This window comes from Burkholderia sp. HAN2018 (assembly GCF_024704855.1).
Lineage (GTDB): Bacteria > Pseudomonadota > Gammaproteobacteria > Burkholderiales > Burkholderiaceae > Burkholderia > Burkholderia cepacia.
On sequence record NZ_QOBB01000065.1, the window covers coordinates 20,260 to 32,605 of the forward strand.

Sequence of the window (12,346 nt, forward strand, 5' to 3'; positions counted from 1 at the left end):
GTCACTCCTCTTCCTCTTCCGCGTGCGGCGTCGCGAAGCTCCGCCACAGCAGCACCGGAATGATCAGCGTGAACACGATCACCTCCTTGTACGCGCTCGCCCAGAACGACGAATACGATTCGAGCACGCCGACGAGCAGCGAGCCGGCGGCCGCGAGCGGATAGCTGACGAGCCCGCCGATGATCGCGCCGACGAAACCCTTCAGGCCGATCAGGAAGCCCGAGTCGTAGTAGATCGTCGTCAGCGGGCCGACGAGGATCCCGGACAGCACGCCGAGCCCCGCCGCGAACGTGAACGCGAGCCGCCCTGCCTCGGTCGTGCCGATGCCGACGAGCCGCGCGCCGAGCCGGTTCACCGACGTCGCGCGCAGCGCCTTGCCGGCGATCGTGCGGCCGAAGTACACGTAGAGCGCGCCGATCAGCACGAATGCCGTCACGACGACCAGGATGCTCTGCACCGACACGGCCATGCTGCCGATCGCGAGCGACGCATCCGAGAACCCGTTGGTGCGCGAACCTTCCGCGCCGAACATCACGAGCCCGAGGCCGACCATCGCGAAGTGGACGGCGACCGACACGATCAGCAGCAGCAGCGTCGTGCCTTCGGCGATCGGCTGGTACACGAGCCGGTAGACGAACGGCCCCATCGGCACGACGATCGCGAGCGTCAGCGCGATTTGCGCGAGCATCGGCAGCGGCTGCGCGGCAAAGCTGCGCGTGATCGCGAACACCGCGAGCGGCAGCAGGATGTAGCGGCTGCCGAGTGTCGCGAGTGTGCGGCCGAGCTGATGGCGACGTTCGCGATGCCGGATCAGGCCGCCGACTTCGAGCAGGAAGCACGCGATGCCCATCACGAACAACAGCCAGCAGGTGGCGGGAAATTTCTGCGCCTGCAACGCGGCAAGCGTCAGCGCACCGTAGGCGACGAATTCGCCCTGGGGAATGAAGATCACCCGCGTGACGGAAAACACCAGCACGAGCGCCAGCGACAGCAATGCATATATGGCGCCGGTCGTGATGCCGTCTTGCGCGAGGATCGCTGCAATCGAGAGATCCATACGTTTCGTGTATCGAGAATGCTGCGGAGAAACGAAAGACGGAAACGGCCGAGGCGCGCGGACGGCAAGACCGGTGCGCAGGCACCCGGCGACGGGCCCCGGCGGTTCCAGGCGGCATGGGCGCGACCCGTCGGGCCGCGCACCCTGCCGACGGCACGCACGGCGCCGTTCGCGCCGCGCACGCCGGTTTCACGTGATGCTTACTCGGCCTGCAGCTTCCACTTGCCGTCGACGATCTGCACCATCACGCGCGCACGCGTATCGAAGCCGTTGTGATCGGTCGGCGTCATGTTGATCACGCCGTGCGACACGGGCAGGTCCTTCACGCTTTCGAGCGACGCGCGCAGCGCTTCGCGGAACGCCTCGGTGCCCGGCTGGCCCTTCTTCAGCGCTTCCGGAATCGCACGCTGCAGCAGCAGCCCCGCATCCCACGCATGGCCGCCGAACGTCGCCAGCGAGCCCGCGCCGTAGGCCTTCTCGTACGCGGCCTTGTACCCGAGCGCCGGCTTCTTCACCGGATTCGAATCGGGCAGCTGGTCGGTCACGAGCACCGGGCCGGCCGGCAGGATCTCGCCTTCGCAGTCCTTGCCGCACACACGCAGGAAGTCGTTGTTCGCGACGCCGTGCGTCTGGTACACCTTGCCCTTGTAGCCGCGCTCCTTCAGCGTCTTCGCCGGCAGCGCCGCCGGCGTGCCCGAGCCGGCGATCAGCACCGCATCCGGATTCGAGCCCATCAGCTTCAGCACCTGCCCCATCACCGACGCGTCGGTACGGTTGAAGCGCTCGTTCGACACGACCTTCAGGCCGTTCTTCGCGGCCGCCGCGTTGAACGTGTTGTACCAGCTGTCGCCGTACGCATCGGCGAAGCCGATGAAGCCGACCGTCTTCACGCCGTGCTTCGCCATGTAGCCGGCGATCGCGTCGGCCATCAGCTGGTCGTTCTGCGGCACCTTGAACATCCAGGCGCGCTTCGCATCCATCGGCGAGATGATCTGCGCGCTCGCCGCGAGCGAGATCGTCGGCGTCTTGCCCTGCGACACGGGATCGAGCATCGCGAGCGAGTTCGGCGTGACGGACGAACCGATGATCGCGTCGACGTGATCCTCGTCGATCAGCTTGCGCACGTTCTGCACCGCGCGGCTCGTGTCGGATGCGTCGTCGAGCACGATGTACTGCACGCTCTTGCCCGCGATTTCCTTCGGCAGCAGCGCGATCGTGTTCTTTTCCGGAATCCCGAGCGACGCGGCCGGCCCGGTGGCCGACAGCGTCACGCCGATCTTCACCTGCGCCGACGCCGTGGCGGCCGCGCACACGAGGCCCGCGGCAAGCAGAACTTCCATCCATCGATTCATCTTCATTTATGTCGTCTCCAAACGCTGCTCGAAAAAGCCACGGGTCGCTCGGGCGGCTCCCGGTCTCCAAACAAGTTAATAATTTAACTATCTCGCCTTGCCCCGCCTACACTCGTTTTCCCGTGAAACGCCGGCGCCGCCATCGAGCCCCGGCGATACCGCACATGCACGCGCCGCAGCGCGTGCCGAAACGGTCGTTCGACCGCCACGATGCGCGGCGGCAATGTCGTCAGGATGAAGGGAACGGAGAAAAGCGGCGCTGCGCGAAACGCGATCGATGCGGGCGCAACGATCGCCGGAAGGTCGGCCGGCCGGGCCTGATACGGCTCCACGCGCGGGCAATGCAGGATCGGAAAAATGGCCGTTCATGCGAATGCGAACGACGCATCGGATGCGAACGCAACGACCGGACAGACCATCGTGCCGGCAAATTGCATCGGAACGCACATGCCGGCCGCAGAGCGGCTCGTGAAAGCCGGGGCATACCGATGCACGTCCGCCCCCGAACGAGCGGCGCCAGCCGCCCCTCCCGCCCCGATCCTTCGTCCCGCGCTTCTCATCCAACCGCACTCCCTCTTCTGCATTTTGCTTGTAGGAGAACTGCCGACCGTTTTCCCGACCGCACGGTCGGCGAAAGCTGAGTGTAACGGACGCTTTTTGCGCACGCCAACCGGGTAAGCCCGGACGGCATGCGCACGGCTGCGCGCCGGCGGCGATCGACCGGCAGGAACGGATGAAATCGGGGGGACGGGATGATGCGCGAGTGACGCGAGGCAGAACACGGGCGCGCGGAATGCAGCGCGGTTCGCCTGCACCATCGATGAAAATTCGTGCACCAAATGAAAAAGCGCTGTTGGATTCCGTCCAACAGCGCTTTAGGGTCCGGGCACTTTGTGCCTCGATTGTCTCCTCGTTCTCCACCTGCAAATTCGTTTCGCGGTGCATCAGAACTAGGGTGAATCTTAAAGAGGCTTAAGCACCACGGCAACTTAGCATTTACCCCTATGGTGCATCGCCGCACGAAAATGGGGCAGCAGCCAGCCGCGCGGTGCCGCCCCGAGCGCGCTGCGACGCGCTTCACGAGCATGCCGGATGGTGCTTCGCATCAACCGGCGGCGACGTGCGCGGCATGCGCTCAGGAGGCCCTGAGCGGCTTGATCCGCGCGACCATTTCGCCGACGATGCCGCGCCGGAAGGCGAGCACGCAGACGATGAAGATCAGCCCCGTGACGATCGTCGCCGATTCGCCGAGCGAATGGAACCACGCGACGCCCGTCGCCGATGCGAGCCCTTCGCCGATGTCGCCGAGCCGGTCTTCGAGCGCGACGATCAGCGCCGCGCCGAGCAGCGGCCCGAACAGCGTGCCCATGCCGCCGACGAGCGTCATCAGCACGACCAGGCCCGACATCGTCCAGTACGCGTCCGACAGCGTCTCGAAGCCGAGCACGAGCACCTTCAGCGAGCCGGCCAGTCCCGCGATGCCCGCCGACAGGATGAACGCGAGCAGCTTGAAACGGTCGGTGTCGTAGCCGAGCGAGATCGCGCGCGCCTCGTTCTCCTTGATCGCGACGAGCACCTGGCCGAACGGCGAATGCACGACCCGCACGATGAACGCGCACGCGGCGACGACCACCGCCACCACGACGTAGTACAGCGCGACGTCGTTCGACAGGTCGAGCAGCCCGAACAGGTGACCGCGCGGCACGCCCTGCAACCCGTCTTCGCCGTGCGTGAACGGCGCCTGCAGGTAGATGAAATAGACCATCTGCGCGAACGCGAGCGTGATCATCGCGAAGTAGATGCCCTGCCGGCGGATCGCGAACAGCCCGACGACGAGCCCGAGCAGCGTCGCGGCAACGGTGCCGACGAGCACCCCGAGTTCCGGCGTGAAGCCGAGCGTCTGCATCGAATAACCGGTCGCATAACCGGCGGTCGCGAGGAACATCGCATGGCCGAACGACAGCAGCCCCGTATAGCCGATCAGCAGGTTGAATGCGGCCGCGAACAGCGCGAACGTGAGCACTTTCATCACGAACACCGGGTACGCGCCGATGAACGGCGCGGCGAGCAGTGCGGCAAGCAGCACGCCGTAGAGCACTTTTCTCTGCATCATTTTTCCTTGCCGAAGAGGCCCGCCGGGCGGAACAGCAGCACGATCGCCATGATCACGAACACGACGGTGGCCGACGCTTCGGGGTAGAACACGCGCGTGAAACCCTCGATCACGCCGAGCATCAGGCCCGTGACGATCGAGCCGAGGATCGACCCCATCCCGCCGATCACGACCACCGCGAACACGGTGATGATCATCGGCTGCCCCATCAGCGGCGACACCTGGATCACCGGCGCGGCCAGCACGCCCGCGAACGCCGCGAGCGCGACGCCGAAGCCGTAGGTGAGCGTGATCATCATCGGCACGTTCACGCCGAATGCCTCGACGAGCTTCGGGTTCTCGGTGCCCGCGCGCAGGTAGGCGCCCAGGCGCGTCTTCTCGATCACGAACCAGGTCACGAGGCACACCGCGAGCGACGCGACGACCACCCACGCACGGTAGTTCGGCAGGAACATGAAGCCGAGGTTGGTGGCGCCGGACAGCTGCGACGGCACGTCGTACGGCTGGCCGGACGAGCCGTAGATCGACCGGAACACGCCTTCGACGACCAGCGTGAGCCCGAACGTGAGCAGCAGCCCGTACAGGTGATCGAGCTTGTACAGCCAGCGCAGCATCGAGCGTTCGATCAGGATCCCGAACGCACCGACGACCAGCGGCGCGATCACGAGCATCGCCCAGTACGGCAGCCCGAAGTACGACAGGCCCATCCACGCGAGCATCGCGCCCAGCATGAACAGCGCGCCGTGCGCGAAGTTGATCACGTTGAGCAGCCCGAAGATCACCGCGAGCCCGAGGCTCAGGATCGCGTAGAACGAGCCGTTGACGAGCCCGAGCAGCAACTGGCTCAGCATCGCCGGCAACGGAATGCCAAAGATTTCCATCGACTTAGCCGTCAGTATGAGTTTCGTTGCGCGCGCAACCTTCTCGGGATGCGCACGCGGGCGGCGCAGCGGGGCACATCGCTGCGGCCGCCACCGTGCGGCGCGCAACTCGCGCGCCGCCAAGCCCCGCTTACTTCCACAACGCGCAGCGCGATTCCTGCTTGGTCCCGAACGCCTGTTCGCCCGGAATCGTCGCGAGCACCTTGTAGTAATCCCACGGCTCCTTCGATTCAGCAGGCTTCTTCACTTCCATCAGGTACATGTCGTGAATCATGCTGCCGTCCGTGCGGATGTAGCCCTTCGCGTAGAAGTCGTTGATCTTGATCTTCTTCAGCTCGGCCATCACCTTGTCGGAATCGGTCGTGCCGGCAGCCTGGACCGCCTTCAGGTAGGTCGTCACCGACGAGTAGTCGGCCGCCTGCAGGCTCGACGGCATCTTCTTCATCTTGCCGAAGTAGCGTTGCGCCCACTGGCGCGACGCCGCATCGCGGTTCCAGTACCAGCTGTCGGTCAGCACAAGGCCCTGCGTCGTCTCGAGGCCAAGGCTGTGCACGTCGTCGATGAACATCAGCAGCGCGGCGAGCTTCATCGTCTTCGTGATGCCGAACTCCTTCGCGGCCTTGATCGAGTTGATCGTGTCGCCGCCCGCGTTCGCGAGGCCGAGGATCTGCGCCTTCGACGCCTGCGCCTGCAGCAGGAACGACGAGAAATCCGACGCGGACAGCGGGTGACGCACCGCGCCGAGCACCTGCCCGCCGTTCGCCTTCACGACGTCCGACGTGTTCTTCTCGAGCGCCTTGCCGAACGCGTAGTCGGCAGTCAGGAAGAACCAGCTCTTGCCGCCCTGCTTCACCACCGCCGAACCGGTGCCCTTCGCGAGCGCCATCGTGTCGTATGCGTAGTGGACCGTGTACGGCGTGCACTGCTCGTTCGTCAGCGTGTCGGCGCCCGCGCCGATGTTGATGTAGACCTTCTTCTTCTCGGCCGCGACCTGGTTCATCGACAGCGCGGTGGCGGAGTTCGTGCCGCCGACCAGCAGGTCGAGCCCGCCACGGTCCATCCATTCACGCGCCTTCGACGCGGCGATGTCGGCCTTATTCTGGTGATCGGCATACACGACCTCGATCGGCTTGCCGAGCACCTTGCCGCCGAAATCGGCGACCGCCATGCGGATCGCCTCGAGGCCGCCCTGCCCGTCGATGTCCGCGTAAAGCCCCGACATGTCGGTGATGAAGCCGATCTTCACGGTATCCGCGGCCTGCGCGGCGCCGGTGGTGAACGCGGCCGCCGCGAGCGCGAGACAGGCGTGTGCGAGGGTCTTCATTTTCATTGACGTCTCCTGTTGTTCTGATGCGTTGTGGTTGTTCGAAGCCGCCACGGCTAGCGGCGAAAGAGACGGGGCGGCGTCACACCCCGAGCAGGTCGTGCAGGGTCGGCATCTTGCTTTCCAGTTCGGCCGCCTGGAAATGTTCGACGATGCTGCCGTGCTCCATCACGTAGAACCGGTCGGCGAGCGGCGCCGCGAAGCGGAAATTCTGTTCGACCATCACGATCGTGTAGCCGCGCGCCTTCAGCGCGACGATCATCCGCGCCAGCGACTGCACGATCACCGGCGCGAGGCCTTCGGAGATCTCGTCGAGCAGCAGCAGGTTCGCGCCGGTGCGCAGGATCCGCGCGACCGCGAGCATCTGCTGCTCGCCGCCGGACAGCCGCGTGCCCTGGCTCTGCCGGCGCGACGCGAGGTTCGGGAACATCGTGTAGATCTCGTCGATCGACATCGCGTGATCGCGCGGCCCGATCGGCGGCGGCAGCATCAGGTTCTCCTCGCACGACAGGCTCGAGAAGATCCCGCGCTCCTCCGGGCAGTAGCCGACACCGAAATGCGCGATGCGGTGTGTCGCGAGGCCGATCGTCTCGTTGCCCGCAACCTTGATCGACCCGCTGCGGCGGCCCGTGAGGCCCATGATCGCGCGCAGCGTCGTCGTGCGGCCCGCGCCGTTGCGGCCGAGCAGCGTGACGACCTCGCCGCGATGCACCGTCAGGTCGACACCGTGCAATATGTGGGATTCCCCGTACCAGGCCTCCAGGCCCGTGATCTCCAGCGCGGGCGTACCGCTTTCGACGCCGCTCAATTCGCGTTCCTCCCGTTCGCTGTGCTTCATGCGTGCGCCCCCGCGAGCGCCGCGTCGGCGCTGCCCATGTAGGCCTCGATGACGAGCGGATTCTTCGACACTTCCGCATACGAGCCTTCGGCCAGCACCTCGCCGCGTTGCAGGACGGTGATCGTGTCGGAGATGCCCGCGATCACGTTCATGTTGTGCTCGACCATCAGGATCGTGCGGCCGCTCGCGACCTTCTTGATCAGCGCGGTCACGCGATCGACGTCCTCGTGGCCCATCCCTTGCGTGGGCTCGTCGAGCAGCATCAGCTCGGGCTCCATCGCGAGCGTGGTCGCGATCTCCAGCGCGCGCTTGCGGCCGTATGCGAGTTCGACGGTCGGCACCTGCGCGAAATCGGTGAGACCGACCTGCGTAAGCAGATCCATCGCACGATCGTCGAGCCGCTTGAGCGTGCGTTCGCTGCGCCAGAAATGGAATTCGGTGCCGAGCGCGCGCTGCAGGCCGATGCGCACGTTCTGCAGTGCGGTCAGGTGCGGAAAGACGGCCGAGATCTGGAACGAACGGATGATGCCGCGCCGCGCGACCTGCGCGGGCCGCTCGTCGGTGATGTCGATCCCGTTGAAGACGATCTGGCCGGCCGTCGGCGTCAGGAATTTGGTGAGGAGGTTGAAGCAGGTCGTCTTGCCTGCGCCGTTCGGTCCGATCAACGCATGGATCGCACCGCGACGCACACGCAGGTTCACGCCGTTGACGGCCGTGAAACCCCTGAATTCCTTGGTCAGTCCGCGTGTTTCCAGAATCGTGTCGCCGAGAATCATGTTCCCTTCCATACGAAGTCAGGCGAAGCACCGGGAAGATTCGCGCGAAGCGGCCGCGAAACACGTCAGCGGATGAGCAGGCTGCCCCGGGCGCCGTGTTACGCCTCGAGGGTGGTCTCCCGCGCCGACGCGTATGCACACTGCGCCACATTGTCTCGCCGTTGGTGCAGTGCAATCATCGGGATTTGCACTTATAGGGCTGGCCGCCATGTCGCGCGCGGTTGTGCTCGGTTTTTCGCCACGTTTTTTTGACACGTGCATCATCGACCGTTGTCTCTTCGCACGGCGCGGCAGGCACGCAGCAAGAAAGCCGTGCGGCTGCACGGCTTGCATGGATCTTGCCGGTGAAGCGACGCAATCGACACGATCGGCACCGGCAGCTTGTTTCGCATATCGAATCAGCGGGCGTCATCATGACGCCCCGCTGTCGTGCGTGTCAGCGTTCCGTCACGCGGCCGTCGCCGCGGGCTCCGTTCGCACCGTCGTCGCTTCGCGCGCCGCGCGGCGATCGGCACGGATCATGTCGCTCGCGCGCTCGGCGATCATCAGCGTCGGTGAATTGGTATTGCCCGATGTAATGAAGGGCATCACCGACGCATCGACGATCCGCAGCCCGGCGATGCCGCGTACGCGCAGCCGGCTGTCGACGACCGCACGCTCGTCGTCGGCCCGCCCCATCCGGCAGGTGCCGACCGGGTGGAAGATCGTCGTGCCGACGGCGCCCGCCGCGTCGATCAGCTCGGCTTCGCTGCGGTATTGCGTGCCGGGCAGGATTTCCTCGGGCCGATAGCGCGCGAGCGCCGGCGCGGACGCGATCCGGCGCGTGAGGCGCAACGCGTTCGCGGCGACGTGGCGATCGTGGTCGGTCGACAGATAGTTCGGCGCGATTGCGGGTGCGACACCCGGATCGGCGCTCGCGACATGCACGCTGCCGCGCGACGTCGGCCGCAGATGGCACACGGACGCCGTAAATGCATTGAAGCTGTGCAGCGGCTCGCCGAAACGTTCGAGCGACAGCGGCTGCACGTGGTATTCGAGATCGGGGCGCGTGAGTGCCGGATCGTCGGGATCGGATTTCGCGAATGCGCCGAGCTGCGACGGCGCCATCGACATCGGCCCGCGCTGCAGCAACGCATATTCCGCGCCGATCATCAGCTTGCCCCACCAGTGCGCGGACAGCGTGTTGAGCGTGCGCACGCCTTCGACGCGAAACGCCATCCGCAATTGCAGGTGATCCTGCAGGTTTTCGCCGACGCCCGGCAGATCCTGCACGACGTCGATGCCGAGCGCCTGCAGCCGCCGGCCGTCGCCGATGCCCGACAGTTCGAGCAGCTGCGGTGAATTCACGGCGCCGGACGTCAGCAGCACCTCCGAGCGCGCCCGCGCAACGTAATCGGTGCCGCCGCCGCGATATTCGACGCCGACCGCGCGCCGCCCGTCGAAAATCACGCGCTGCGCGTGCGCGCCGGTGATCACGGTCAGGTTCGGGCGCGCCATCGCGGGCCGCAGGAACGCCTTCGACGTATTCCAGCGCACGCCGCGCTTCTGGTTCACCTCGAAATAACCGACCCCGGAATTGTCGCCGCGGTTGAAGTCGTCGGTTGCCGGGATGCCCGTCTGCTGCGCGGCCTGCGCGAACGATTCGAGGATCTCCCAGCGCAGCCGCTGCTTTTCGACGCGCCAGTAACCGCCCGCGCCGTGTGCGTCGCTCGCGCCCGCATGGTGGTCCTCGCTGCGCTTGAAGATCGGCAGCACGCTGTCCCACGACCAGCCGGCGTCGCCGGTTTCCTGCGCCCAGCTGTCGTAATCCTCGCGCTGGCCGCGCATGTAGATCATCCCGTTGATCGACGAGCAGCCGCCGAGCACGCGGCCGCGCGGATACGACAGCGCCCGGCCGTTGAGCGCCGCTTCGGGTTGGGTCTTGTACAGCCAGTCGGTGCGCGGGTTGCCGATGCAATACAGGTAGCCGACCGGGATGTGGATCCAGTGATAGTCGTCCTTGCCGCCTGCTTCGAGCAGCAGCACGCGGATGTCGGGATCCTCGGTCAGGCGGTTCGCGAGCACGCAGCCCGCGGTGCCCGCACCGACGATCACGTAGTCGAATTCGCCTTCGAGCGTGCGTGGAGTACTCACGGCGTGTCCCCTTCTTCGTTGTTGTGCGCCGCGCGGCGCGGTGCCGCGCGCATTTTCAGCATAGTGCGTCGCGGCCCGCGCTGGCGGCCGCGCGACACGACCGATGAAGCGTACTCCCGCTGCCGGCTGCCGATCCAATGAGTTATGCTGAACTGCGTTATAAGCCGCGCTCATATCACGACGATGGATCTCACCCTGCTCCGTGCGTTCGCGACGGTCGCACGTGAAGGCAACCTGACACGCGCCGCCGTGCAGCTGCACCTGACGCAGCCGGCCGTCAGCCTGCAGATCAAGCATCTGCAGGAAACACTCGGCGTCACGCTGTTTACGCGCACGTCGCGCGGGCTCGCGCTCACGCGCGACGGCCAGACCCTGCTGCCGCATGCGGAACGCGCGCTCGCCGCGGCCGCCGACGTGCAGCGCGCCGCTGCTGCGCTGCGGCACGAGGTGCGCGGCCGGCTGCGGATCGGCACGATCCTCGATCCGGGCTTCCTGCGGCTCGGCGGCTTCCTGCGCGCGCTCGTCGAAACCCATCCGCAGATCGAAACGGCGCTGCGGCACGGGATGTCGGGGTGGGTCATCGAACAGGTGCGCACGCAGGCGCTCGACGTCGGCTATTACATCGGCCGGCCGGGCGAGGACGATCCGCTCGACGGCGCACTGTTCCACACCGTCACGCTCACGCATTTCGAGTACCGCGTGCTCGCGCCGGCCGGCTGGAAGGAGCGCGTACAGCGCGTGAACGACTGGCGCTCGCTTGCCACGCTGCCGTGGATCTGGACGCCGCCGGCATCCGCGCACCACCGGCTGCTGTCGCGGCGCTTCGCCGACGCCGGCGCGCAGCCGCTCAAGGTTGCCGAGGTCGACCAGGAGCAGTCGATGCTCGATCTCGTCAAATCGGGCATCGGATTGACGCTCGCGCGCGACTCGACCGCGCTGGCCGAAGCGCACGCGCATGCGCTGACGATCGTCGAACGCGTGACGGTGCCGACCGAGCTCACCTTCGTGACGCTCGCCGAGCGGCGCGACGAACCGGCGATCGCGGCGGCGCTGCGGCTGATCGAAGCGCAGTGGGCGATATGAGCGGTGCTGATGAAAGTGCGCGTGCCGGGCGTCGGGCGTCGGGCATCCCGTTGCCGGGCACGACACGCGTCATCGCGCCGCACCCCGCCCCCGCCGTCACGCCACCGTCTCCACGTTTTTGCTAGATTGTGCGTTCGCACACCGCGAGACCCCGATTGAAGGAGACCCGCATGGCCCGCAACATCGAGATCAAAGCCCGCGCCCGCGAATTCGACCAGCTGCGCGAACAGGCGGCCAAACTCGCGACCGAAGCGCCGCTCTTCTATCGCCAGCAGGATTTCTTCTACGACGTGCCGCGCGGCCGGCTGAAGCTGCGCCGCTTCGAGGACGGCACGCCGGCCGAACTGATCTTCTACCAGCGCGACGACCGCGACGGCCCGAAGGCGTCGTACTACACGCGCAGCCCGGTGACGAACCCCGACGCGATGCACGCGCTGCTCGCCACCGCGCTGACCACGCGCGGGATCGTGACGAAGGAACGGCACGTGTACCTGGCGGGCCGCACGCGCATCCATCTCGACCGCGTCGACGGCCTCGGCGATTTCATCGAACTGGAAGTCGTGCTCGGCCCCGACGACGACGAAGCCGGCGGCGAAGCCGAAGCGCACGACGTGTTCGCGAAGCTCGGCGTGTCGCCGGACGATCTCGTCGCGGTCGCATACGTCGACCTGCTGAACGCCGACACGCAGCACGAAGCGGCCTGATCCGGCCCCGCCCCGGGGCAGCGCAACCCGCGCCGCCTCCGGCCCTGCCGCGCCGTCGCCGCCCTGCCGCCGTGTCAGGCCGCGC

General features: G+C 66.6%; 10 protein-coding genes. 2 read left to right on the top strand and 8 right to left on the bottom strand.

Annotation, left to right across the window (positions count from 1 at the left end):
- Window position 1: 1 nt before the first annotated feature.
- From DPV74_RS18425 to DPV74_RS18460, 8 genes are all read right to left on the bottom strand, one after another.
- Window positions 2-1,057, bottom strand: coding sequence for a branched-chain amino acid ABC transporter permease (locus DPV74_RS18425; protein ID WP_119337733.1), 1,056 nt, complete (start codon window positions 1,055-1,057; stop codon window positions 2-4).
- 200 nt (window positions 1,058-1,257) lie between these two features.
- Window positions 1,258-2,415, bottom strand: coding sequence for an ABC transporter substrate-binding protein (locus DPV74_RS18430; RefSeq protein ID WP_021160432.1), 1,158 nt, complete (start codon window positions 2,413-2,415; stop codon window positions 1,258-1,260).
- Between the two features lie 1,129 nt (window positions 2,416-3,544).
- Window positions 3,545-4,519, bottom strand: a complete 975-nt coding sequence (locus DPV74_RS18435) for a branched-chain amino acid ABC transporter permease (RefSeq protein ID WP_027788719.1) — start codon at window positions 4,517-4,519, stop codon at window positions 3,545-3,547.
- Window positions 4,519-5,403 (bottom strand): branched-chain amino acid ABC transporter permease, encoded by an 885-nt coding sequence (locus DPV74_RS18440; RefSeq protein WP_021160429.1) that lies wholly within the window; start codon window positions 5,401-5,403, stop codon window positions 4,519-4,521. The genes DPV74_RS18435 and DPV74_RS18440 overlap by 1 nt, the downstream gene beginning before the upstream one ends.
- Window positions 5,404-5,533: 130 nt before the next feature.
- Window positions 5,534-6,733, bottom strand: coding sequence for an ABC transporter substrate-binding protein (locus tag DPV74_RS18445; RefSeq protein WP_027788720.1), 1,200 nt, complete (start codon window positions 6,731-6,733; stop codon window positions 5,534-5,536).
- 76 nt (window positions 6,734-6,809) lie between these two features.
- Window positions 6,810-7,565: an ABC transporter ATP-binding protein gene (locus DPV74_RS18450; RefSeq protein WP_021160427.1), complete on the bottom strand. Its 756-nt coding sequence runs from the start codon at window positions 7,563-7,565 to the stop codon at window positions 6,810-6,812.
- Window positions 7,562-8,341, bottom strand: coding sequence for an ABC transporter ATP-binding protein (locus DPV74_RS18455; RefSeq protein WP_021160426.1), 780 nt, complete (start codon window positions 8,339-8,341; stop codon window positions 7,562-7,564). The genes DPV74_RS18450 and DPV74_RS18455 overlap by 4 nt, the downstream gene beginning before the upstream one ends.
- A 447-nt stretch (window positions 8,342-8,788) precedes the next feature.
- Window positions 8,789-10,474, bottom strand: a complete 1,686-nt coding sequence (locus tag DPV74_RS18460) for a GMC family oxidoreductase (protein WP_060174947.1) — start codon at window positions 10,472-10,474, stop codon at window positions 8,789-8,791.
- A gap of 183 nt (window positions 10,475-10,657) precedes the next feature.
- Between DPV74_RS18460 and DPV74_RS18465 the strand changes: the two genes are divergently transcribed.
- Both DPV74_RS18465 and DPV74_RS18470 read left to right on the top strand, forming a co-directional pair.
- A complete protein-coding gene (locus tag DPV74_RS18465) occupies window positions 10,658-11,557 on the top strand; it encodes a LysR family transcriptional regulator (protein WP_060062259.1) in 900 nt (299 codons plus the stop codon).
- A 170-nt stretch (window positions 11,558-11,727) separates the two neighbouring features.
- On the top strand, window positions 11,728-12,261 hold the full coding sequence (locus DPV74_RS18470; protein ID WP_027788723.1) for a class IV adenylate cyclase: 534 nt from the start codon (window positions 11,728-11,730) through the stop codon (window positions 12,259-12,261).
- Window positions 12,262-12,346: the final 85 nt, after the last annotated feature.

Bases quoted from the DNA above. Each gene is read 5' to 3' on its own strand.
- DPV74_RS18440 (WP_021160429.1), bottom strand. From the start codon at position 5,403: ATGGAAATCTTTGGCATTCCGTTGCCGGCGATGCTGAGCCAGTTGCTG.
- DPV74_RS18435 (WP_027788719.1), bottom strand. From the start codon at position 4,519: ATGCAGAGAAAAGTGCTCTACGGCGTGCTGCTTGCCGCACTGCTCGCC.
- DPV74_RS18470 (WP_027788723.1), top strand. From the start codon at position 11,728: ATGGCCCGCAACATCGAGATCAAAGCCCGCGCCCGCGAATTCGACCAG.
- DPV74_RS18455 (WP_021160426.1), bottom strand. From the start codon at position 8,341: ATGATTCTCGGCGACACGATTCTGGAAACACGCGGACTGACCAAGGAA.
- DPV74_RS18445 (WP_027788720.1), bottom strand. From the start codon at position 6,733: ATGAAAATGAAGACCCTCGCACACGCCTGTCTCGCGCTCGCGGCGGCC.
- DPV74_RS18450 (WP_021160427.1), bottom strand. From the start codon at position 7,565: ATGAAGCACAGCGAACGGGAGGAACGCGAATTGAGCGGCGTCGAAAGC.
- DPV74_RS18430 (WP_021160432.1), bottom strand. From the start codon at position 2,415: ATGAAGATGAATCGATGGATGGAAGTTCTGCTTGCCGCGGGCCTCGTG.
- DPV74_RS18465 (WP_060062259.1), top strand. From the start codon at position 10,658: ATGGATCTCACCCTGCTCCGTGCGTTCGCGACGGTCGCACGTGAAGGC.
- DPV74_RS18425 (WP_119337733.1), bottom strand. From the start codon at position 1,057: ATGGATCTCTCGATTGCAGCGATCCTCGCGCAAGACGGCATCACGACC.